Here is a 23363-nt window from a genome sequence, read left to right on the forward strand (position 1 = left end):
GGCTTTTCAGCTCTCGGCGCTCAGCACCATGAACAACACCAGCGCCGCCACCGGAATGCTGAACACCATCGTGCCGATCCCCAGTTCCGTACTCAACGACTGGCCGGCGGTCACCACACCGATGGCGCCGTTGATCACTGTCAGCGCCAGCCACAGGATCACGAAGCTATAGGTGAGTGTCTGGCGGCTGAAGCCGAGTTTCTCGCCGATGAACAGCATCAGGGCGAGCAAGGCCAGGCCGAAGGTGATGATGATTGTGGTGTGCATGGCTGGTTCCGTCCTTGCGATAGGTATCGCCTCTTCGTTGCTTTGGCGACTTTGTTCCTGTCGACCCTGATCACGCAAGCCTGTCGCTGTTTTGTTCCATTCTCCGGGCAAATTAAATTTCTATGAAACGTTTCAGCATTTAGTCGAATCCCGGGTTTTTTGGTGTCCGTCCGGGCGTATGCTGGGCGACTGGCGAAGCAGTCGATACCAGATTCAAAACCGACAAGAGAGGATTCGATGACTTACACCGCTGCCGAAAACCGCTATGACGCCATCCCTTACCGCCGCGTGGGCCGCAGCGGTCTGGTGCTGCCGGCGCTGTCGCTGGGCCTGTGGCACAACTTCGGCGACAGCACGCCGATCGATACCCAGCGCGCGTTGTTGCGCACGGCATTTGACCTGGGCATCAACCATTTCGACCTGGCCAACAACTATGGCCCGCCGTATGGCAGCGCCGAGATCAACTTCGGTCGTTTGCTGCGTGAAGACTTCAAGCAGTACCGTGACGAACTGATCATTTCCAGCAAGGCCGGTTGGGACATGTGGCCGGGGCCATACGGTCAGGGCGGCGGTTCGCGCAAGTATGTGCTGGCCAGCCTCGACCAGAGCCTTCAGCGTCTGGGCGTGGACTACGTCGACATCTTCTATTCCCACCGATTCGACCCGGACACGCCACTGGAAGAAACCGCCAGCGCACTCGCGACAGCGGTGCAACAGGGCAAGGCGCTGTACATCGGCATCTCGTCTTATTCCGGGGTGAAAACCCGTGAAATGGCCGCGTTGCTCAAAGAATGGAAAGTCCCGTTGCTGATCCATCAACCGGCGTACAACCTGCTCAATCGCTGGGTGGAAGAAGACCTGCTGGATACCACCGACGAACTCGGCACTGGCGTGATTGCCTTCACGCCACTGGCCCAGGGTTTGCTGACTGACAAATACCTCAACGGCGTGCCGGCGGATGCGCGGGTCAACCGTCCGGGTGGTGGCTCGTTGCAGGCGTCGCACTTGTCCGAGGCCAACATCGCGCATGTTCGTGCGCTCAACGAAATTGCCAGGCGTCGCGGTCAGAGCCTGGCGCAACTGGCGCTGGCGTGGACCTTGCGCGACCCTCGGGTAACCTCGGCGCTGATCGGTGCGAGCCGGCCGGAGCAGATCATCGAGAACGTTGGGGCATTGAAGAATTTGAGCTTTAGCATGGAAGAACTGGCGGAGATTGACCGGTTTGCCCAGGAGGGCGGGATCAATCTTTGGGAGAAGCCTTCGACTGCGGAGTAAGTGATCGGTACTGGATTTTTGGTGCCTGTTCCGGCCTCTTCGCGAGCAAGCCCGCTCCCACAGGTTGGTGGTCGACACAAATCCCATGTGGGAGCGGGCTTGCTCGCGAAGGGGCCTGAACAGGCAATGAAAATGTCAGGGATTTAGCGAAAAAACGGCACATCCCCCAACACCGTCGCCCGCTGCATCACCCGCCGCGCCGGGCGGTAATCATCCACCGCGTAATGCTGGGTCACGCGGTTGTCCCAGAACGCAATGTCGTCCTGCTGCCAGCGCCAGCGAATGGTGAATTCCGGCCGTGTGGCATGGGCAAACAGAAACTTCAGAATCGCCTCGCTTTCGGTTTCCGACAACTCGTTGATCTTCGAGGTGAAGCCTTCGTTGACGAACAGCGAGCGCCGCCCGCTCAACGGATGGGTGCGGATCACCGGGTGCGCCAGCGGCGGATTCTTGCGCCGTGCTTCTTCCCACTGGACCAGCGCCTCGGGCGTGTTGCCATAGCGCTCCAGCGGGAACGAACGGGTGAAATCGTGGGTGGCGGTCAGGCCTTCGAGCAAGGTTTTCATCGGTGCCGACAAGGCTTCATACGCCGCAATCCCGCTGGCCCACAATGTGTCGCCGCCAAATTCCGGCAGCAGCTTGGCACTGAGCACCGCGCCCATCGCCGGAGTCGGCAGGAAGGTCACGTCGGTGTGCCAGATCGCGTTATCGCGCACGTCGGTGACGGCGGTATCGAGGATCAGCACTTGCGGTTGTTCCGGCACGTTGGGGTAGATCGGATGAATGTGCAGGTCGCCGAAATAGGCGGCGAATCGTGCTTGTTGTTGCGGTGTGATCGGCTGGTCGCGAAAGAACAGGACCTGATGCTTGAGCAGGGCCTGCTCAATGGCATCGCGTTGTTCCGCGCTCAGCGGCTGGCTGATGTCGACGCCGCTGATTTGTGCGCCGAGGGCCGAGCTTAAAGGGGTGATGGTCAACTCGCTCATGGTGTTTCTCTTGAATTCGGATGCGCTTTTTGTGGGAGCGGGCTTGCTCGCGAAAGCGGTGTGTCAGTCTCAATAAAGTTGCCTGACACTCTGCATTCGCGAGCAAGCCCGCTCCCACATTTATGATTTCAGTGGGCCTGGCCGTGCCACGGCACCAGTTTGCGTTGCAGGGCGCGCAGGCCCATTTCCATGGCGAAGGCGATCAGCGCGATCACCAGAATTCCCAGCACCACCACATCGGTGACCAGGAACTGCGCGGCTGATTGCACCATGAAGCCCAAACCGCTGGTGGCGGCGATCAATTCGGCGGCGACCAGCGTCGACCAACCCACACCGAGGCCAATGCGTACACCGGTCAGAATGTCCGGCAAGGCACTCGGCAAAATCACGTGGCGAATCAACTGCGCGCGAGTGGCACCCAAGGACTGCGCGGCACGCAATTTTGCCGGATCGACCGTGCGCACGCCGGTGGCGGTGGCGATGGCAATCGGGGCGAAGATCGCCAGGTAGATCAGCAGCACTTTCGACAATTCGCCGATGCCGCACCAGATCACGATCAGTGGCAGGTAGGCCAGCGGCGGAATCGGCCGGTAGAACTCGATCAACGGATCGAGTACACCACGGGCGATACGGTTGGCGCCGATGGCGATTCCCACCGGTACGGCGGTGAGAATCGCAAAACCGAGTCCCAGGCCGATGCGGCCCAGACTCGCACCGAGGTGCTGCCACAGGGTTGAATCCATATAACCCGAGGTCGCCAGCAGCCAGCCTTTTTGCAGCACGGCAGAAGGCGGCGGCAGGAACAGCGGCTCGATCAAACCGGTCGCCGTAACGACCCACCAAATGGCAACGAGCGCGGCCAGTGTCAGCACGCTGATCCAGCGAGTACTCAAGTGACGATTTACCGGAATCACGGCTGAGCCCGGTTTTATCGCCGCGACGGGAATTTCGTAACTGCTCATGCGCGCTCCTGCCGCTGGGCGGCGCTGCGTTGGGAGAACACTTTGGCGAGTACGTGTTCGCGGGTTTCGATAAAACGCGGGTCGGATTTGATCGAGCGAGCCGACTCACCGGCGGCGTAACGCTGACCGAAATCGAGGCTCAGGCGCTCGACGATTTGCCCCGGGTTCGGCGCCAACAGAATCAGGTCGGTGGCGAGGAATACAGCTTCTTCGATGTCGTGGGTAATCAGGAACACCGGTTTGGCGGTGCGTTGCCAGACTTGCAGCAACAGTTCCTGCATCTGCTCGCGGGTGAAGGCGTCGAGGGCGCCGAAAGGTTCGTCCATCAGCAACACGCGCGGGTCGGCGGCGAGGGCACGGGCCAGGCCGACACGCTGCTTCTGGCCGCCCGAGAGCTGCCAGATGCGGCGCTGTTCAAAACCGCAAAGATCGACCAGGGCGAGCATTTCCCTGGCGCGAGCTTCGCGTTGGTCCCGGGCGATGCCGGCCAGCTCCAGGCCGAAGCCGACGTTGGCCAGCACGTCCTGCCAAGGCAGCAGCGCGTCGTCCTGGAACACCACGCCGCGCTCGGCGCTCGGGCCTTTGACTGGCACGCCATCGAGGCTGATGCGCCCGGCGCTGGGCTCGACGAAACCGGCAATCAGGTTCAACAGCGAAGTCTTGCCACTGCCGGACGGGCCGAGGGCGACCAGCAATTGCCGGGGGCCGAGGCTCAGAGAGATATCCGCCAACACCGGTTCCGGGTTGCCGGGGTACTGTGCGCTGATACGCTCCAGCTGTAGCAAGGCCATCGCATTGACTCCCGATCAGTTGGTGATGAACTTGGCGCTGACGTACGGCGCGTAGTCCGGCAGCACAGCCTCGACCTTGCCTTGTTCCTTGAGGAACGCAGCGGTGTCGGTGATGGCTTTGGTGGTTGGCGCGCCGAGAGTGATCACCTGGTCAGCCGCCAGCGGGTAGACGTTGCCTTGCAGCAGCAGCGGAATATCGCTGGCCTTGGCGCCGGAGAGCTTCACCAGTTTGTCGACGTTGCCCTGGTTGGCGAGCCAGGCTTGTGGGTCTTTGCGGTAATCGGCGTAGGCGTCCAGGGTCACTTTGGCGAAGGCGGTGACGATCTCCGGATGCTTCTCGGCGAAATCCTTGCGCACGATCCAGGCATCGAACGTCGGTGCGCCGAACTTGGCCAGCTCGCCAGAGGTGATCAACACTTTGCCGTTTTCCTTGGCGACACCGAGGGCCGGGTCCCAGACGTAAGTGGCGTCGATGTCACCGCGTTTCCAGGCGGCAATGATTGCGGGTGGCGCCAGGTTGAGAACGGTGACTTTCGACGGGTCGATGTTCCAGTGCTTCAGTGCAGCGAGCAGGCTGTAGTGGCCTGTGGATACAAACGGCACGGCGATTTTCTTGCCGATCAGGTCTTGCGGGGTCTTGATCCCGGAACCATCGCGGGCAACCAAGGCTTCAGCGGCGCCGATCTGGGTGGCGATGAGGAAAGTTTCTACCGGGACTTTGCGAGTGATTGCAGCGGTCAGGGGGCTGGAGCCGAGGTAGCCGATCTGCACGTCGCCGGAGGCAATGGCGGCGATGATATCGGCACCGTTGTCGAATTTGCGCCAGCTGATATCGGCCTTGGTGGCTTTTTCGTAGGTGCCGTCGGCCTGGGCGACTTTCGCCGGGTCAACGGTGGTCTGGTAGGCGACGGTGACACCGGCCGCCTGGGCAAAGAAACTTGCGGTAGCCAAGGAAGCGGCCGCCAGCAAGCGTAGAGGGAAAGTCAGTTTCATCAGAAAGCTCCTTGTCAGGCGACCGAGTGTCGGCATGAGAAAGAGACTAAATGATCTAAGAATTCGAAAATAAATAACTTTTTCGAATTAGCTTATGAGGGGAAGAATTTAGACGGGCGTTACCGCGTACCGCTTTTTGTGGCGAGGGAGCTTGCTCCCGCTGGAGGCCGAAGGACTCCCAATCCAGCAGTGATGTTGTGTCAGATTAAACACGGCCACTGCACTTGCGACTGCTGCGCAGCCGAGCGGGAGCAAGCTCCCTCGCCACAAAGGTTCGTTTTTAGTTGCTGATTGCCAGAATGCTCGCCTGGTACGCCCCGACAAACACATCGAAATCACCAACCTCGTTCTGTTCCAGCTCAGCCTGTTGAGCCAGCGATGAACGTGCCAGTTCTTCAAACCGGGTTTGTTCCTCGGCTGCCAACGGCTCACTGCGGAAGAACTCGGCATGGGCCTGGCTCTGGCGCAGGGAGAACTGGGCAAAGCTCTCCTTGTGCTCGGCCATCGCCGCCAACACCTGCGCCGACGGCGTCAGGGACGGGTCCTGGACCTTGGCCATCTGGGCATCCAGCGCTTTGCTGTGGGCATCGCCGCCATGGCTCTGGTCGAGCATCGCCGCCAGCGGCGCGATTTTTTCCAGCAGCTCACCCGCCCATTCCTTCAGGTCAACCGGATGCCCGTCGCGTTGCAATTGCAGGCCCGGACGGCGACCTTCCTTGACCACGCTGAGGAAGTTCGAGGTCGCGTTGCCGCAGCTAGTGTTGGTCAGCAGCGGGCTGTCATTGAGGGCGCAGTACAGCAGGAATGCATCGAGGAAACGCGCCTCGGTGAGGTCGATGCCCATCGGCAGGAACGGGTTGATGTCCAGGCAGCGTACTTCGACGTACTGGATGCCACGGGCCATCAGTGCCTGGATAGGGCGTTCACCGGTGTAGGTCACGCGTTTCGGACGGATGTTGGAGTAGTACTCGTTTTCGATCTGCAGGATGTTGGTGTTGAGCTGTACCCACTCGCCATCCTGGTGGGTGCCGACTTCGACGTACGGTGCATACGGCGTGGCCACCGCTTTGCGCAGGCTGTCGGTGTAGCTGTTCAGATCGTTGTAGCACGGCGTCAGGCCGGCCTGGGCGTTGCTCTGGTAACCCAGGTCGCTCATGCGCAGGCTGGTGGCGTACGGCAGGTACAAGGTGTGCGGGTCCAGTTGTTCCAACTGGTGCGAACGCCCCCGCAGGAATCCGGCGTCCAGCGCAGGTGAAGCACCGAACAGGTACATCAGCAGCCAGCTGTAGCGGCGGAAGTTGCGGATCAGCGCGATGTAGGACGACGACTGAAAATCGCGGTCGGTGCCGACAAAGCCTTCGGCCTGCCTGAGCAACGGCCAGAGTTTTTCCGGCAGGGAAAAGTTGTAGTGGATACCGGCAATGCACTGCATGGTCTTGCCGTAACGCAGGGCCAGGCCCTTGCGGTACACGTACTTGAGCTGCCCGATATTGGACGTGCCGTAATAGGCGATCGGGATGTCTTCCTCGGCCGGCAACGGGCACGGCATCGATGGGCTCCACAGGTACTCGTTGCCGAGCTTGCTGTAGGCAAAGCGATGAATCCTGTCCAGGCTCGCCAACGTATCCGCCGGGTCGGGCAGGGCCGGAGTGATGAACTCCAGCAGCGACTCGGAGTAGTCGGTGGTGATCTGTTCGTTTGTCAGCGCGGAACCCAATTCTTCCGGGTGCGGCGTTTGCGCCAGGCGACCTTCGCCGGTCACGCGCAGGCATTCACGTTCGATGCCGTGAAGGCACTGTTCGAGCAGAGAGAGGTTAGCGCGCTCGCCGAGCAGAGCCAGGCGGCGGTTGAGAAGTTCGCTCAAGTTGGATTCCTTCACGCGTCAGTCGCCCCAATATGGGGGTGGGCAAGACGGTCTACAAGGGTGAAGTTAAAACTGGCGTTTTCGCCTGGTTTTGGAACTCGCCGCAATCAATGTGGGAGCGGGCCTGTGGCGAGGGGGCTTGCCCCCGTTGGGCTGCGAAGCAGCCCCAAAATCTCTGATGTTCCAAGATATTGTGAGTGCTTCGCACTCAAACGGGGGCAAGCCCCCTCGCCACAGGCGCTCCCACAGAAAAGCTCGACGCTGCGATCACAGCGTCGAAATTAACTCAATTTGATGACGACTAGCTACAGGACAGCGAACGTGCCTTGTGCTTTTGCGACCAGTTTGTCGCCCTGCATCACATCAGCCTCGACTACCAAGGTGCGGCGACCCGGGTGGATCACCCGCGCCGTGCACATCACCTCGCCTTCGGATACGGCGCGGATGTAGTTGATCTTGCACTCGATGGTCGCGCTCTGCTGGTCAAAGCCGTGGGTGCTGGAACAGGCCAGCCCCATGGCAATGTCCACCAGGCTGAACAAGGCCCCGCCGTGCAGCTTGCCGCCGCGATTGCGCAGCCCGGGCTCTAGCGCCAGGGCGACTTGCGCCACCCCGGTTTCCAGGCTGTGCAAGCGGCAACCCAGCAGCTTGAAAAACGCGCTTTCGGTCAGCCCGGCGGGAATGTCCATCAGCGTTTCTTCAACTGCTTGGCGTTGGCGAACAGCGAAGCCATGGCGTTGTTGCTCGGGGCTGCAGCCGTGGTTTCCTTGCGCGGTGCGGTGTTCTGGGATTGGCGTGGCGCCGATCCCGGACGCGCGCCGCGAGCGCCGTCGATTTTCTCGCCCGGGGTGTCGCTCATGCGCATCGACAGGCCCACGCGTTTGCGCGGAATGTCGACTTCCATGACCTTCACCTTAACCACGTCACCGGCCTTCACCGCTTCGCGTGGGTCCTTGATGAACTTCTCCGAAAGCGCAGAGATATGCACCAAACCGTCCTGATGCACGCCGATATCAACGAAAGCACCGAAGTTGGTCACGTTGGTCACCACGCCTTCGAGGATCATGCCCAGTTGCAGGTCCTTGAGGTCTTCGACGCCTTCCTGGAACTCGGCGGTCTTGAACTCGGGACGCGGGTCGCGACCTGGCTTGTCCAGCTCCTGGAGAATGTCGGTGACGGTCGGAAGACCGAAGGTTTCGTCGGTGAATTTCTTCGGATCAAGGCGCTTGAGGAAACCGCTGTCGCCGATCAGTGAGCGAATGTCGCGGTCGGTCTCGGCGGCGATGCGTTGCACCAGTGGGTAGGCTTCCGGGTGTACCGCGGAGGCGTCCAGCGGATTGTCGCCGTTCATCACGCGCAGGAATCCGGCGGCCTGTTCGAAGGTTTTTTCGCCCAGGCGGGCGACTTTCTTCAGCGCGGCACGGGTCTTGAACGCGCCATGCTCGTCGCGGTGGCTGACGATGTTCTGCGCCAGGGTCGCGTTGAGACCGGAAATCCGTGCCAGCAACGCCACGGAAGCGGTGTTCACGTCCACGCCGACGGCGTTCACACAGTCCTCGACCACCGCATCCAGGCCACGGGCCAGTTTCAGCTGCGACACGTCGTGCTGGTACTGTCCGACACCAATGGATTTCGGATCGATCTTCACCAGCTCGGCCAACGGGTCTTGCAGACGACGGGCAATCGAAACCGCGCCACGAATCGACACGTCGAGGTCCGGGAATTCCTTGGAAGCCAGTTCCGACGCCGAGTAGACCGATGCACCGGCCTCGGAAACCATGACCTTGGTCATTTTCATCGCTGGATATTTTTTGATCAGCTCGGCGGCCAGTTTGTCGGTTTCGCGGCTGGCGGTGCCGTTGCCGATGGCGATCAGGTCCACCGAGTGCTTGGCGCACAGGGCGGCGAGCACCGCGATGGTCTGGTCCCACTTGTTGTGCGGCACGTGCGGGTAAACCGTGGCGTGATCCAGCAGCTTGCCGGTGGCATCAACCACGGCCACTTTGCACCCGGTACGCAGGCCTGGGTCGAGGCCCAACGTGGCGCGCGGGCCGGCCGGGGCCGACAGCAGCAGGTCGTGCAGGTTGTGGGCGAATACGTTGATCGCTTCGGTTTCCGCGCCATCGCGCAGTTCGCCCAGCAGGTCGGTTTCCAGATGGGTGTAGAGCTTGACCTTCCAGGTCCAGCGCACCACTTCGCCCAGCCATTTGTCGGCGGCGCGGTTCTGGTTCTGGATGCCGACATGCTGGCCGATCATGCCTTCGCACGGGTGCATGGTGCCCGGCAGTTCGTCGCCGACTTTCAGCGCGGAGCTGAGGATGCCTTCGTTGCGGCCACGGAAAATCGCCAGTGCGCGGTGCGACGGCATGCTTTTCAGCGGTTCGTCGTGTTCGAAGTAATCGCGGAACTTGGCGCCTTCCTCCTCCTTGCCGGCAATGACGCGGGCACTGAGGGTGGCTTCCTGCTTGAGGTAGTTGCGCAGCTTGTCGAGCAGGCCGGCGTCTTCGGCGAAGCGCTCCATCAGGATGTACTTGGCGCCTTCGAGGGCAGCCTTGACATCGGCCACGCCTTTTTCCGCGTCGATGAAACGTGCGGCTTCGGTTTCCGGGCTCAGGGACGGATCGTTGAACAGGCCGTCGGCCAGTTCGCCGAGGCCGGCTTCCAGGGCGATCTGGCCCTTGGTGCGGCGCTTCTGCTTGTACGGCAGGTACAAGTCTTCGAGACGGGTCTTGGTGTCGGCGAGCTTGATGTCGCGTTCGAGTTGCGGCGTCAGCTTGCCTTGCTCTTCGATGCTGGCGAGGATGCTGATGCGCCGTTCGTCGAGTTCTCGCAGGTAGCGCAGGCGCTCTTCCAGATGACGCAATTGCGTATCGTCGAGGCTGCCGGTCACTTCTTTCCGGTAACGGGCGATGAAGGGAACGGTAGAGCCTTCATCGAGTAGCGCGACGGCCGCTTCGACCTGTTGTGGGCGTACGCCGAGTTCCTCGGCGATGCGGCTGTTGATGCTGTCCATAAAACCACCTGACAAATTGTGAAAGCAGGCTCGCAGGCGCAAGGATAAGGGCTCGGCGAGTCTGGTTGAGCGGCCTGGCCTGCGCCGCTACCTGGATCAAAAGGTATCCCGTTGACCCGTGAAATCGAACAATTACTGCCGACGCCATGAAAATAAATGGCGTCTGTCTGTAGTACCTGTCTGATGTTGCCTGACACAAAAGGCCGCGCATTATAACCAGCGTTCTGTCGTTCGGGGGCATCACGGGTTGCCGGTGCAGTGGCCGGTTTTCTGGCACTAAAGGAAAAATCTGCTAACAATGCACACGGTGCGTATAACGGCAGCTACGCCATAATGCGCGCCGAGATCAAAGGAGCATCCAATGAGCAGCACTGCACAAACTGCTGAAGGCGAAAAAATTCTTATCGTTGACGACGATCCGGGGCTCAGCAGCCTGCTGGAGCGTTTTTTCGTCAGCAAGGGCTACCGCGCCCGCGCTGTACCGAACACTGAGCAAATGGACCGCCTGCTGGCGCGCGAAGTGTTCAACCTGGTCGTCCTCGACCTGATGCTGCCCGGCGAAGACGGCCTGACTGCCTGCCGCCGTCTGCGCGGCGCGAACAATCAGATCCCGATCATCATGCTCACTGCCAAGGGCGATGAGCTGAGCCGTATCAAGGGCCTGGAACTGGGCGCCGACGATTACCTGGCCAAGCCATTCAACCCGGATGAGTTGATGGCCCGCGTCAAAGCGGTGTTGCGTCGCCAGTCGGCTCCGGTGCCTGGCGCTCCGGGCAGCGAAGACGAAAGCGTGACCTTCGGTGACTACGAGCTGTCCCTGGCTACCCGCGAACTCAAGCGCGGCGAAGAAGTGCACATGCTCACCACCGGTGAATTCGCAGTGCTCAAGGCCCTGGTGATGAACGCGCGTCAACCGCTGACCCGCGACAAACTGATGAACCTGGCCCGTGGCCGCGAGTGGGATGCCCTGGAGCGTTCCATCGATGTGCAGATTTCCCGTCTGCGCCGGATGATCGAGCCCGATCCGTCCAAGCCGCGTTACATCCAGACTGTCTGGGGCGTGGGTTATGTGTTTGTTCCGGATGGTACCGCCACCAAGTGATTGGCGATTTGTAGGAGCGGGTCAGGCGGACAACGGATCAATCGATCCTGTCCGCAGACTCGCGATCCGCAATATGCGAGCATCGCTCGCTCCTGCAAGTGTTTAACGGTTATCCATGAAAACCCCCGTTTGGTTCCCCCAGAGCTTCTTCTCCCGCACCCTTTGGCTGGTGCTGATCGTCGTACTGTTCTCCAAGGCGCTGACCCTGGTTTATCTACTGATGAACGAAGACGTGCTGGTGGACCGCCAGTACAGCCACGGCGTCGCCCTGACGCTGCGCGCCTATTGGGCTGCCGATGAAGAAAACCGCGGCAAGATCGCCGAAGCCGCGACCCTGATCCGGGTGGTGGGTGCCGGCGTGCCGGAAGGCGAACAACACTGGCCCTACAGCGAGATCTACCAGCGGCAGATGCAGGCGGAGCTGGGTGCCGACACGGAAGTCCGGTTACGCATGCATTCGCCACCGGCGCTGTGGGTCCGGGCGCCAAGCCTGGGCGATGGCTGGCTGAAAGTACCGCTTTATCCCCATCCGTTGCGCGGCCAGAAAATCTGGAACGTGCTGGGCTGGTTCCTCGCGATTGGTCTGCTTTCCACCGCTTCGGCCTGGATCTTCGTCAGCCAGCTCAATCAACCTTTGAAGCGCCTGGTGTATGCCGCACGGCAACTCGGTCAGGGTCGTAGCGTGCGCCTGCCAATCAGCGATACGCCGAGTGAGATGACCGAGGTTTACCGCGCCTTCAACCAGATGGCCGAAGACGTCGAACAGGCAGGTCGAGAGCGCGAATTGATGCTGGCCGGGGTATCCCACGACTTGCGTACGCCATTGACACGCTTGCGCCTGTCCCTGGAACTGATGGGCGATCGCACCGACCTGACCGATGACATGGTGCGCGACATCGAAGACATGGACGCCATTCTCGATCAGTTCCTGGCGTTCATTCGCGACGGGCGTGACGAATCGGTGGAGGAGGTTGACCTGAGCGACCTGGTTCGCGAAGTCGCCGCGCCATATAACCAGACCGAAGAAAAAGTGCGATTGCGTCTGGAGCCTATCCAGCCGTTTCCGCTGCGTCGGGTATCGATGAAGCGGTTGCTGAACAACCTGATCGGTAACGCGCTGCATCATGCCGGTAGCGGTGTGGAAGTGGCAGCGTATGTCTCGGGTGACACCGCCGCACCGTATGTGGTGCTGAGTGTCATGGACCGTGGCGCCGGTATTGATCCGTCGGAACTGGAAGCGATCTTCAACCCGTTCACCCGCGGTGACCGTGCCCGGGGTGGCAAGGGTACCGGGTTGGGATTGGCAATCGTGAAGCGGATTGCTTCGATGCATGGCGGCAACGTTGAACTGCGCAACCGCTCGGGCGGTGGACTGGAAGCGCGGGTGCGGTTGCCGTTGGGGTTGATGTTGCCGCGGGATGCTGTTTAGCAAACACAGAGGCCTTTGTGGCGAGGGAGCTTGCTCCCGTTCGGCTGCGTAGCCGCCGCAAAACCAGGCAACCGTGATTCAATGAAACAACACGGTTGCCGGAATCGGGAGTCCTCCGGCCTCCAGCGGGAGCAAGCTCCCTCGCCACAAGGCGACCGAGTCGGGTTAACCCTTGCCCTTGGTCCGCGTCATATTCGGCCCGCCATTTTTCTCCAGATGCTCGATGATGATCCCTGCGACATTCTTGCCAGTGGTGGTCTCGATCCCTTCCAGCCCCGGTGACGAGTTCACTTCCATCACCAGCGGCCCGTGATTGGAGCGCAGGATGTCCACGCCTGCCACCGCCAGCCCCATGACCTTGGCTGCGCGCAACGCCGTCATGCGTTCTTCCGGAGTGATCTTGATCAGGCTCGCGCTGCCACCGCGATGCAGGTTGGAGCGAAACTCGCCGGGTTTGGCCTGGCGCTTCATTGCCGCAATCACCTTGTCGCCGACGACGAAGCAACGAATGTCTGCGCCACCAGCCTCCTTGATGTACTCCTGAACCATGATGTTCTGCTTGAGGCCCATGAACGCCTCGATCACCGATTCTGCGGCTGTGGCGGTTTCGCACAGCACCACGCCGATGCCTTGGGTGCCTTCCAGCACCTTGATCACCAACGGCGCACCGTTGACCATTTCGATCAGGTCGGGAATGTCATCGGGGGAGTGGGCAAACCCGGTAACCGGCAAACCGATCCCGCGGCGGGACAGCAATTGCAGCGAGCGCAGCTTGTCCCGCGAACGGGCAATGGCCACCGATTCGTTGAGCGGAAATACCCCCATCATTTCAAACTGGCGCAGCACCGCGCAGCCATAGAACGTCACGGACGCACCGATCCGTGGAATCACCGCGTCGAAACCCTCCAGCGGTTTGCCGCGGTAGTGGATCTGCGGCTTGTGGCTGGCGATGTTCATGTAGGCGCGCAAGGTGTCGACCACCACCATTTCATGGCCACGCTCGGTACCGGCTTCGACCAGGCGGCGGGTGGAATACAGACGCGGATTGCGCGACAACACAGCGATCTTCATGCAACACCTGTGGAGGAGGTAGATACCGGGAACACCGGCTTGTCTTGTACATACTTGATGCCCGGATTGACCACCAACTGGCCGTGGATCAGGGCTTTGGAACCGAGCAGCAGGCGATAACGCATGGACTTGCGGCAGGCGAGTGTGAACTCGACCCGCCAGACCCGGTCACCGAGGGCCAGGGTGGTGCTGATCACGTATCGCACCTGCGCGTGACCGTTTGAGCTTTTAATGGTTTTCATCGTCACCAGCGGCGCTTCGCAGCGCCGGTGACGCAGTTGCACGACGGAGCCCAGGTGCGCGGTGAAGCGCACCCACTGTTCGCCGTCGCGCTCGAATGGCTCGATTTCGGTAGCGTGGAGGCTTGAGGTACTGGCACCGGTGTCGATTTTTGCCCGAAGGCCCGCGACTCCCAAATCCGGGAGCGCCACCCACTCGCGCAGACCGACAACGGTCAAATGGTCAAATGTCTTCAAAAGTGCTCAACCGGTAGAAACCGCTCCGACCGCATGCGGCCGAATTCGCGGTATTCACGCAGAATAATGGTTAAAAGGCGACAGATATCTACGGCCCGTATTTCCAGCCTCGCAAGGAGGTTATGGAATGTCAGCATTGTAGTCCGGGACGGAGTAATTCTTGGCACGACAGAAACGGTAGTACAGTTCACCAATATTTCAGAATGAGGAAATTCCATGGCACAAAAAAACGAAGAGGACGACAAAGTCCGCCTCGATAAATGGTTGTGGGCTGCACGATTTTACAAAACCCGCGCCTTGGCCAAGGCGGCGATTGAAAGCGGCAAGGTGCATTGTCGGGGTGAACGTTGCAAGCCGGGTAAAGAGCCACGTGTCGGCGATGAGTTTGTGATTCGCACCGGTTTCGATGAGCGCACGGTGGTGGTCCAGGCGTTGTCGATCGTTCGCCGTGGCGCACCGGAGGCGCAGCTGCTGTACGCCGAAACTGAAGCCAGCATCGCCAAGCGCGAAAACGCCGCCGCCGAGCGTAAAGCAGGCGCTCTGGGCGTGAGCACCGATGGCAAACCGAGCAAGAAACAGCGGCGGGATCTGTTCAAGTTTCGTGGTAGCAGCAACGAATGATTGACCGTGTCCGTCGATCACTCAAACAGGCGAAGACTTGTAATTGTGCTTGCGCGTAGCCATATGGGGTAATTCGCCTACCCTACATGAGCCATCGGCAGTGCCATTCGTCGTAAAGCGCACACAGTCGCCGGCCTGTAAGCCATAACCAGACAGCAAGACGCTATGGCCAAAGCGCAACCTCGAATTCTGTAATCACTTTTGTCACCACTTCAGATACCCAGACTTATGACTGACCTACCGGATAATGACTTCACCCAACGCTTCATCTTCGATGACAGCGACACCCGTGGCGAGCTGGTCTCGTTGGAGCTCAGCTACGCCGAAGTCCTGGCCAAACACGCCTACCCGCAGCCGGTCGCGCAACTGCTCGGCGAGCTGATGGCAGCCGCTTCGTTGCTGGTCGGCACCATGAAGTTCGATGGACTGTTGATTCTGCAGGCCCGTTCCGAAGGCCCGATCCCGCTGCTGATGATCGAGTGCTCCAGCGAGCGCGACATCCGTGGCCTGGCCCGTTACGACGCGGACCGAATCGCTCCCGATGCCACCCTGGCCGACCTGATGCCCGATGGTGTCCTGGCATTGACCATCGACCCGAAACAGGGCCAGCGCTACCAGGGCATTGTCGACCTCGACGGCACCACCCTGTCCGAATGCTTCACCAACTATTTCGTCATGTCCCAGCAAATCGGCACGCGTTTCTGGCTGTACGCCGATGGCCGTCGCGCCCGTGGCCTGTTGCTGCAACAACTGCCTGCGGACCGTTTGAAAGACGAAGACGAGCGCGCCGCCAGCTGGCAGCACATCACCACGCTGGGCGGTACGCTGACCGCCGATGAGCTGTTGAGTCTGGACAACGAAACCGTGCTGCATCGCCTGTACCACGACGAGCAGGTGCGTCTGTTCGATGTGCAAAAGCTGCGTTTCCGCTGCAGCTGCTCGCGTGAACGTTCGGCCAATGCACTGGTCAGTCTGGGTATGGAAGACGCGCAAAAACTGGTGGTTGAGCACGGTGGCAACATCGAGATCGACTGCCAGTTCTGCAACCAGCAATACCTGTTCGATGCCGCCGATGTCACTCAATTGTTCGCCGGTGCGGGTATCGATACGCCGTCAGATACTCGTCACTAAAACGGTTCAGCGCAGGTAAATTCACTGGCTACCGCCGGATTAATGCCGTTACGACAGGAGGGGCCTACTTTTTTTGGGCTTTTCTGGCATAATCCGGCCCACTTTTTTCGCGGTAGTAGTGCACGACTTTCTACTACAAAAACGTTTGGAGCACTCGGCCACTGGCCGACGGGGAACCTCATGACGCAAGCCAATAATGCCGTGTACACCGATCTGAGTGTTGATGATCTGGTTAAAGAAGCCCTCAACCGCGGTGAAGGCGAGCTTGCCGATACCGGCGCACTGGTTGTTCGTACCGGTCACCGTACCGGCCGTTCGCCAGTCGATCGTTTCATCGTTGATGAGCCGAGCACCACAGGCGCCATCGCCTGGGGCCCGATCAACCGCAAGTTCCCGGCCGACAAGTTCGACGCCCTGTGGGCTCGCGTTGAGGCATTCAACAACGCGCAAGAGCATTTCGTTTCCCACGTGCATGTAGGTGCGGCTTCCGAGCATTACCTGGCCGTGAAGATGACCACCCAGACTGCCTGGCAGAACCTGTTCGGCCGTTGCCTGTTCATCAACCCGGCTCAGTACAACCCGGCGGGTCGTGACGAGTGGCAGGTCCTCAACGTTGCCAACTTCGAGTGCGTGCCAGAGCGCGACGGCACCAACTCCGACGGCTGCGTGATCATCAACTTCGCACAGAAGAAAGTGCTGATCGCTGGCATGCGTTACGCCGGTGAAATGAAAAAAGCCATGTTCTCGGTGCAGAACTTCCTGCTGCCGGCTGCCGACGTATTGCCAATGCACTGCGCCGCCAACATCGGCGAAGAAGGCGACGTGACCCTGTTCTTCGGTCTGTCCGGCACCGGCAAAACCACCCTGTCCGCCGATGAAAGCCGTTACCTGATCGGTGACGACGAACACGGCTGGGGCGAGGGCGTGGTGTTCAACATCGAAGGCGGTTGCTATGCCAAGTGCATCGACCTGTCCGAGAAGAACGAGCCGGTTATCTGGAAAGCCATCAAGCACGGCGCGGTATTGGAAAACGTCGTTATCGACGATGCCAAGCACGCCGACTACGCCGATGTCAGCCTGACCCAGAACAGCCGCGCCGCTTACCCGCTGGAGCACGTTGCCAAGCGCTCCGAGAAGAACCTCGGCGGCGAGCCGAACGCTGTGATCTTCCTGACCTGCGACCTGACCGGCGTGCTGCCGCCAGTGTCGATTCTCAACGAAGAGCAAGCGGCTTACCACTTCCTGTCTGGCTACACCGCACTGGTGGGTTCGACTGAAATGGGTTCGGGCAGCGGCATCAAGTCGACCTTCTCCACCTGCTTCGGCGCACCGTTCTTCCCGCGTCCGGCCGGCGAATACGCTGAACTGCTGATCAAGCGCATCCGCGGCTTCGGCTCCAAGGTCTACCTGGTCAACACCGGCTGGACCGGCGGTGGCTATGGCGTCGGCAAACGCTTCAACATCCCGACCACCCGCGGCGTGATCGCAGCGATCCAGAGCGGCGCTCTGATCGGTACCGAGACCGAGCACCTGGACACCATCAACCTCGACGTGCCACTGGCCGTACCGGGCGTTGAGACTGGCCTGCTGAACCCACGCAACACCTGGGCCGACAAAGCCGCCTACGACGAAGCCGCCAAAGCACTGGCCGGCCTGTTCATCGAGAACTTCAAGAAGTTCGAAGTGAGCGACGCGATCAAGGCTGCTGGTCCAAAGTTGTAAGTGTTGGATTGAGGTAATGAAGAAGCCGCCCCTCGGGGCGGCTTTTTTGTGGGTGCGATTCGGACGATGTGAGGCGCAGATACCATTATTCCAGCTGAAAAGGCTTCAAACGGCCAGAATAATGGCATTTACGCGCTCAACTGATCCCTTCCAGTTTTCGCGTATCCCAGCGTTGCGCTTTTATCGCTTGGTAAAGCATTTCGATAGTCAGTGGAACCTTATCGCCACGCCCCTTCGCCCGTCGCTTGAGAAACACATCAAAGCCTTCAGGCTGGAAGTAGCGATAGGCGTCGTAGTCGACGAAGTCGATGGCGAACTGTTCTTCCAGTGCTTCCATCAGGTGCCGAGCATCAGCGCCTTCGCAGCCCAGATCAAAGTTGATCGAGGTGTTGAGGCTGATGGTTTTGCGTTCGGGCAGACCGAGTTCTTCGTGCAGCAACTGCATGAGCAGTTGCATGGCGTGGTCGTCCGGGAAGTTGGGGGCGAGGTTCATTGCGGGGTGTCCGGTTGGGCTTGGTCGGATCTTATTGGTTGCCGATCGCGAGAGGAAGGAGCGACTGACTTGATTGTTTCCGGGCTCAATGTTTTCAGGTCGCGGGGAAGGCTGACTTTCATCCCGTAGGATCTCGTTCATCTGTTGCACGCTTTCCATTAGCTCATTAAAAAATTTGCTCATGGTTATCTCCTGCGCTCGATGGCGGCTTTCCTCGCATTTTGTCCTTTGGAGCAAATCTCGTTGTTTTGATCGTTCCCACGCAGAACATGGGAACTGATCTTCAGTCGACGTCAGGCGGGGGCTTTCCAGTTGAGCATGCGTTGCTGGGCAACCTTGAGCAGGTCGCAGCCGTCCTGGGTTAGCAGGTAGAGGGCGTGGGTGATGTGCGGGATGTCTTCGACATCGCCGTCCTTGAAGCTTTGGCAGTGCAGGGTTTGCAGCAGCTCGCTGGAGGCCCGGATGCGCTGGAGGGCGGCTTCGAGGATGTCTTGGGGGTTGGCCTCTGTGTCGATGATCAGGGGCGGGGTGTCGGTGAGGTTGGTTTCGAGCGGGCGGTAGCGTTTCGGAAATGGATTTAATGTGGTCACTGAAGAACACCTCTATTCAGTTGGGATGATGAATTCTCTCTTTTCAGGTGACCAAGCCCGAGTCGCTGATTTGGCAGCGACAGCCCGGACTATAGGTGTGAGTCTCTGGTCGTCGATAGCCGACAAGGTGTCTTCTTATGTAGGACCTTGCCGAAGCTTCCATAGGTCGTTGCTGACGGAGTTATCCACAGTGAATTTTCTTGCATTTATATGGCCTCAACGGGACCGCGTTATCGTTTTTCGCGAGCAAGCCCGCTCCCACAGGGAGTTGTGGTGGGGCAAGCAACGTGTTTCGGCAAGCGCTGCCGGGCGATGTCGAGCAGGTCGTTGCCGTCCTGGGTCAGCAGGTACAGGGCGCTGACGATCTTGGGGAGGTCGCTCGCTTCGGCCTGTTTGAAACACGTGCAATAAAGGGTTTCGAGCAGGTCGCTGGCGGCGCGGATGCGTTGTCGGGCGGCGTCGAGGATTTCGAAAGGGTCGGCCTCGGTATCGATGACCAGCACCGGGGTTTCGCTGTAGCGGGATTTGAGTGGGTGATAGCGATTTGTCAGAGAGTCGGGGTTGTCCATCCAGGTGGGTCCTGTGCGAAATCGGCAAGTGTTTCCGGCAGGCCGAGACACTGTTTTCAGCCGCGCCGGCAACTATAGGAGGGCGTGGCGTAGCGGGACAAGACGGCTGAGATGGACAGGTTTTGTAGGGTGTTTATCGTGCTCTGAGGACGGGGACTACGCATTGTCTGGGGGGTGGGCGACGAAACGGCTGAAGGTAAAAACGCCTACAGAGTTGTCAGTCTTTGTGCAGCATATCTCGGTAAACAGTGCTTCAGAAATTGTCGGGTATTTCGGGTTTGAGGTGATTGTGCCGGCCTCTTCGCGAGCAAGCCCGCTCCCACAGTTTTTTGCGTCGTACTCAAGCCTGTGGACGGCATGGATCGGTGTGGGAGCGGGCTTGCCCGCGAAGGCGATCTGAAAGGCGCCCATCCGCTGTATCATCCCGTATCGTTTTTGCCCCCGACCTTTTCTCGACGCGCTGCAATCGCCGGCTAGGCTTTGCTCATCGCAGCGGTCAACGGAGTGACAGCTTATGCACAACACCCTGGAACAGGTTTTCGGTTATCCACAGTTTCGACCTGGTCAGGAAGCCGCCGTCAGTGCCGTGCTGGCCGGGCGTTCGGCGGCGGCGATTTTCCCTACCGGCTCCGGCAAATCCCTCTGTTATCAGTTGCCGGCAGTGTTGCTTCCACACCTGACGCTGGTGGTCTCGCCGTTGCTGGCGCTGATGCAGGATCAGTTGGCGTTCCTGCAGCGCCATGGCATTGCCGCTGGCAGTATCGATTCGGCGCAAAGCCGCGATGACGCCAGCGACGTCATGGCTCGCGCCAAATCCGGCGAGTTGAAGATTCTGATGATCTCGGTGGAGCGTCTGAAGAACGAGCGTTTCCGCCATTTCCTGCAGCAAGTACCGATCTCGCTGCTGGTGGTGGACGAGGCGCACTGCATCTCGGAATGGGGCCACAACTTCCGCCCGGATTACCTCAAGCTTCCCGATTACCAGCGCCAGTTCAACATCCCGCAGGTGTTGCTGCTGACCGCTACAGCGACACCCAAAGTCATTGCGGATATGCAGACGAAATTCGCCATCGCCGCGGACGATGTCGTGACCACCGGTTTCTATCGACCCAACCTCAATTTGCTGGTGGAGCCGGTGCGCGGCCAGGACAAGCGCCGACGTCTCGTAGAGTGGATGAGCGAGCGACCCGGCCAGCCGAGCATCGTCTACGTCACTTTGCAGAAAACCGCCGAACACATCGCCGAACACCTGAACCGCAATGGTATTCAAGCGGAGGCCTATCACGCCGGTTTACCCCACGATCAGCGCGAAGGTATCCAGAAGCGTTTCATGGGCGGACAGTCCAATTGCATTGTCGCTACCATCGCTTTCGGCATGGGCATCGACAAGAGTGACATCCGTAACGTGGTGCATTTCGACCTACCCAAATCCATCGAGAACTACAGCCAGGAAATCGGCCGCGCCGGGCGTGACGGTCAGCCGTCGGACTGCCTGGTATTGGCCAACCGCGACAGCCTCAATGTGCTGGAGAACTTCGTCTACGGCGACACGCCCGAGCTGGACGGCATCCGCAATGTGCTCGACGAGATACGCGCCGTCGCACCCGAAGGACAATGGGAGTTCCTTCTGGGGCCGTTGGCGGATCAAAGCAACATTCGTCAGTTGCCGCTCAAGACCTTGCTGGTACAACTCGAATTGCGCGGGTTGATCGCCCCGCGCTACGCGTACTACGCCGAGTACCGTTTCAAATATTTGCAGGAACCCGAAGCGCTGCTGGCACGTTTCGAAGGCGAGCGCAGGGATTTCGTCGCTGCGATTATCCAGACCTCCAGCCGTGCACGGACCTGGGCCACGGTGAATTTCGACGCGTTGTATGAGCAGCACCAGGCCGAGCGCAGTCGGGTGGTCAAGGCGCTGGATTACTTTCAGGAAAAGGGATGGGTCGAACTGGAAAGCAAGCAGATGACCGAGGTCTACGGCGTGCTGCAAAGTGGTTTCGACAGTGTTGCATTGAGTGAAGAATTGCACGGGTATTTCACTCGGCATGAACAAACCGAGATTGCGCGGATTCACGCGATGCTGGATCTGTTCGCCACCGACCATTGCCTGGGTTATCGCCTGGCCGAGTATTTCGGCGACCACAATGCACCGCAGCAATGCGGGCATTGTTCGGTGTGTCACGGACAAGTGGCTCGGTTGCCCGCACCACCGGAGTTGCCGGCGCTTGTGGATAAAAACTTCGGGGCGCTATGTGGCGATTTTATCCACAGGCACGAGCAGCACACAGGCAACGTGCCCTCGGCTGAGCGAGTGACACGGTTTCTGTGCGGGATCAGCGTACCGCTATTCACCAAACTCAAGGCACGGTCGATTCCCGGTTTTGCAGCGCTGGAAGATTATCCGTATGCCGCGGTGCGCAGTTGGGCCGAGCAACATATGCTCGGTTGAAACACGATCAATGTGGGAGCGGGCTTGCTCGCGAAGGCGGTGGGTCAGGCACCATCACTGTTGAATGATTGATTGCCTTCGCGAGCAAGCCCGCTCCCACAGAGATTGGGGGCACATCCATCCGCTGAATGTTGCTCATCACAGGAATAAATTTCAAAAAAATCCACTGGCTGACTAAGGTGGTGGTTGTCTTCGGATCGCCAACAAGAGAACACAACATGAGCCAGACACCGTCGAGTATTCAGCGCGCCGCCGTCATCGGCGCGGGCACCATGGGCCGTGGCATTGTCATGTGCCTGGCCAACGCCGGAGTGGCCGTGCAGTGGGTCGACAATAACCCGCAAATGCTGGAGCAAGCGCTGGCCACCGTGGCGGACACCTACGCCCATAACGTGCGCCAGGGCCGGATTGACCAGCGCGAAGCCGATGCCCGTGTCGCGCGTGTTACGGCGGCAGAAGGTTTTACGGCCATCCGCGATGTCGACCTGGTCATCGAAGCGGTGTACGAAAACCTTGAGCTCAAACAGAAAATCTTCCGCGAGCTCGATGGCCTGCTCAAACCCGAAGCCATTCTGGCCAGCAATACTTCGGCGCTGGATATCGACGCCATTGCTTCGGTCACACACCGGCCGCAGCAGGTTCTGGGGCTGCACTTCTTCAGCCCGGCGCACATCATGAAATTGCTGGAAATCGTCCGCGGTGCCCAGACTGCACCGGCAGTCATCGAGGCTGCACTGGCGTTGGGCAAGCGCATGGGCAAGGTCAGTGTGGTGGCGGGTAATTGCGACGGCTTCATTGGCAATCGCATGCTCAATACCTACGTGTTGGAGGCGCGCAAAATGCTGCTGGAGGGGGCTTATCCCTATCAAGTGGATGCGGCACTGCAAGGCTTCGGTTTCGCCATGGGGCCGTTCCGCATGTTCGACGTGGTTGGCGTCGACCTGCAGTGGCGCGCGCGGCAACTCTCCGGTGTCGGGCAGGATGCGCCGGAAGTTCAGGTGGATAACCGACTGTGCGAAATGGAGCGTTTTGGCCAGAAGAGTGGCAATGGTTATTACCACTATGAGCCGGGCAGTCGCCAGGCCGAACATGATCCACAGGTGGATGCATTGGTGCTGGCCGTCAGCCAAGGGCTGGGGTTCCAGCGTCGCGAGATCGGCCCGGAAGAAATTCTGGAACGCTGCTTGCTGGCATTGGTCAACGAGGGCGCGAAGATCCTTCAGGAGGGTATTGCCCGGTCAGCTCATGACATCGATCTGGTTTACCTTAATGGCTACGGTTTCCCGGCGGACAAGGGCGGGCCGATGGCCTGGGCCGATCAGCAAGGGTTGGCGGATATTCATCGGCGCTTGATGGACCTTGAGACGCGTCAGGGCGATCACTGGAAACCGGCGCGGTTGATTGGTGAGCTGGCGGCGGCCGGCAAGGGGGTTGCCGACCATTGATTGACGGGGTGCCTGTAAGGGCGCCTTCGCGAGCAAGCCCGCTCCCACATTGAATATCGGTCGTACACACACACAATCTGTGCTCGCCGAAGATCAAATGTGGGAGCGGGCTTG

General features: G+C 59.8%; 21 protein-coding genes. 8 read left to right on the top strand and 13 right to left on the bottom strand.

What is annotated here, in order from left to right:
• Positions 1–6: 6 nt before the first annotated feature.
• Positions 7–267, bottom strand: coding sequence for a hypothetical protein (locus PMI28_RS23835; RefSeq protein ID WP_007983141.1), 261 nt, complete (start codon positions 265–267; stop codon positions 7–9).
• Positions 268–504: 237 nt separating this feature from the next.
• Here PMI28_RS23835 and mgrA point away from each other — a divergent pair, with 237 nt between their 5' ends.
• A complete protein-coding gene (mgrA, locus tag PMI28_RS23830; protein ID WP_007983143.1) occupies positions 505–1542 on the top strand; it encodes an L-glyceraldehyde 3-phosphate reductase in 1038 nt (345 codons plus the stop codon).
• A 143-nt stretch (positions 1543–1685) separates the two neighbouring features.
• On the opposite strand, the gene tauD is transcribed toward mgrA, so the two are convergent.
• The 7 genes from tauD to PMI28_RS23800 all read right to left on the bottom strand — a co-directional run bounded on the left by tauD (position 1686) and on the right by PMI28_RS23800 (position 10151).
• The gene (tauD, locus tag PMI28_RS23825; RefSeq protein WP_007983145.1) at positions 1686–2528 is read right to left on the bottom strand and encodes a taurine dioxygenase; all 843 of its coding nucleotides are present in this window, start codon (positions 2526–2528) and stop codon (positions 1686–1688) included.
• A 128-nt stretch (positions 2529–2656) separates the two neighbouring features.
• Entirely contained in the window at positions 2657–3490 is an 834-nt protein-coding gene (gene tauC / locus PMI28_RS23820; RefSeq protein ID WP_007983147.1) for a taurine ABC transporter permease TauC, read from the bottom strand.
• Positions 3487–4281, bottom strand: coding sequence for a taurine ABC transporter ATP-binding subunit (gene tauB, locus PMI28_RS23815; protein WP_007983149.1), 795 nt, complete (start codon positions 4279–4281; stop codon positions 3487–3489). Before tauB ends, tauC begins: the two co-directional genes overlap by 4 nt.
• Before the next feature lie 15 nt (positions 4282–4296).
• Positions 4297–5274 carry a taurine ABC transporter substrate-binding protein gene (gene tauA, locus PMI28_RS23810; RefSeq protein ID WP_007983151.1) on the bottom strand — a complete coding sequence of 326 codons (978 nt, stop codon included), beginning with the start codon at positions 5272–5274 and terminating at the stop codon, positions 4297–4299.
• A gap of 280 nt (positions 5275–5554) precedes the next feature.
• Positions 5555–7138, bottom strand: a complete 1584-nt coding sequence (gene gshA / locus PMI28_RS23805; RefSeq protein ID WP_007983153.1) for a glutamate--cysteine ligase — start codon at positions 7136–7138, stop codon at positions 5555–5557.
• Positions 7139–7443: 305 nt separating this feature from the next.
• On the bottom strand, positions 7444–7827 hold the full coding sequence (locus tag PMI28_RS0128315) for a PaaI family thioesterase (protein ID WP_007983154.1): 384 nt from the start codon (positions 7825–7827) through the stop codon (positions 7444–7446).
• Positions 7827–10151: a Tex family protein gene (locus tag PMI28_RS23800; RefSeq protein WP_007983156.1), complete on the bottom strand. Its 2325-nt coding sequence runs from the start codon at positions 10149–10151 to the stop codon at positions 7827–7829. Before PMI28_RS23800 ends, PMI28_RS0128315 begins: the two co-directional genes overlap by 1 nt.
• Positions 10152–10512: 361 nt before the next feature.
• Between PMI28_RS23800 and ompR the strand changes: the two genes are divergently transcribed.
• Complete coding sequence (ompR, locus tag PMI28_RS23795; protein ID WP_007983158.1) at positions 10513–11253, top strand: osmolarity response regulator transcription factor OmpR; 741 nt, start codon at positions 10513–10515, stop codon at positions 11251–11253.
• 115 nt (positions 11254–11368) lie between these two features.
• Positions 11369–12682 carry an ATP-binding protein gene (locus PMI28_RS23790; protein WP_007983159.1) on the top strand — a complete coding sequence of 438 codons (1314 nt, stop codon included), beginning with the start codon at positions 11369–11371 and terminating at the stop codon, positions 12680–12682.
• Positions 12683–12847: 165 nt separating this feature from the next.
• Here the strand turns inward: PMI28_RS23790 and rimK are convergent, their stop codons facing one another.
• Together rimK and rimB are read right to left on the bottom strand one after the other, a co-directional pair.
• The gene (gene rimK, locus PMI28_RS23785) at positions 12848–13753 is read right to left on the bottom strand and encodes a 30S ribosomal protein S6--L-glutamate ligase (RefSeq protein ID WP_007972871.1); all 906 of its coding nucleotides are present in this window, start codon (positions 13751–13753) and stop codon (positions 12848–12850) included.
• Positions 13750–14229 (bottom strand): retropepsin-like aspartic endopeptidase RimB, encoded by a 480-nt coding sequence (gene rimB / locus PMI28_RS23780; RefSeq protein WP_007983163.1) that lies wholly within the window; start codon positions 14227–14229, stop codon positions 13750–13752. The genes rimK and rimB overlap by 4 nt, the downstream gene beginning before the upstream one ends.
• A 216-nt stretch (positions 14230–14445) precedes the next feature.
• Between rimB and PMI28_RS23775 the strand changes: the two genes are divergently transcribed.
• The 3 genes from PMI28_RS23775 (at position 14446) to PMI28_RS23765 (ending at position 17703) form a co-directional block, all read left to right on the top strand.
• On the top strand, positions 14446–14850 hold the full coding sequence (locus PMI28_RS23775) for an RNA-binding S4 domain-containing protein (RefSeq protein ID WP_007983167.1): 405 nt from the start codon (positions 14446–14448) through the stop codon (positions 14848–14850).
• Positions 14851–15078: 228 nt separating this feature from the next.
• Positions 15079–15981, top strand: coding sequence for an Hsp33 family molecular chaperone HslO (gene hslO, locus PMI28_RS23770; RefSeq protein ID WP_007983169.1), 903 nt, complete (start codon positions 15079–15081; stop codon positions 15979–15981).
• Positions 15982–16161: 180 nt separating this feature from the next.
• Positions 16162–17703, top strand: coding sequence for a phosphoenolpyruvate carboxykinase (locus tag PMI28_RS23765; RefSeq protein ID WP_007983170.1), 1542 nt, complete (start codon positions 16162–16164; stop codon positions 17701–17703).
• Positions 17704–17839: 136 nt separating this feature from the next.
• Here the strand turns inward: PMI28_RS23765 and PMI28_RS0128320 are convergent, their stop codons facing one another.
• From PMI28_RS0128320 to PMI28_RS23755, 3 genes are all read right to left on the bottom strand, one after another.
• Positions 17840–18196: a DUF1493 family protein gene (locus PMI28_RS0128320; protein WP_033063114.1), complete on the bottom strand. Its 357-nt coding sequence runs from the start codon at positions 18194–18196 to the stop codon at positions 17840–17842.
• Between the two features lie 293 nt (positions 18197–18489).
• Positions 18490–18786 carry a hypothetical protein gene (locus PMI28_RS23760; RefSeq protein WP_007983173.1) on the bottom strand — a complete coding sequence of 99 codons (297 nt, stop codon included), beginning with the start codon at positions 18784–18786 and terminating at the stop codon, positions 18490–18492.
• Positions 18787–19016: 230 nt separating this feature from the next.
• Positions 19017–19355 (bottom strand): hypothetical protein, encoded by a 339-nt coding sequence (locus PMI28_RS23755; protein WP_007983175.1) that lies wholly within the window; start codon positions 19353–19355, stop codon positions 19017–19019.
• Between the two features lie 514 nt (positions 19356–19869).
• Between PMI28_RS23755 and PMI28_RS23750 the strand changes: the two genes are divergently transcribed.
• Positions 19870–21804, top strand: coding sequence for a RecQ family ATP-dependent DNA helicase (locus tag PMI28_RS23750; protein WP_007983177.1), 1935 nt, complete (start codon positions 19870–19872; stop codon positions 21802–21804).
• 218 nt (positions 21805–22022) lie between these two features.
• Positions 22023–23249, top strand: coding sequence for a 3-hydroxyacyl-CoA dehydrogenase (locus PMI28_RS23745; protein ID WP_007983179.1), 1227 nt, complete (start codon positions 22023–22025; stop codon positions 23247–23249).
• Positions 23250–23363 lie beyond the last annotated feature (114 nt).

Origin of the sequence: Pseudomonas sp. GM48, assembly GCF_000282335.1 — a bacterium.
Classification (GTDB): domain Bacteria; phylum Pseudomonadota; class Gammaproteobacteria; order Pseudomonadales; family Pseudomonadaceae; genus Aquipseudomonas.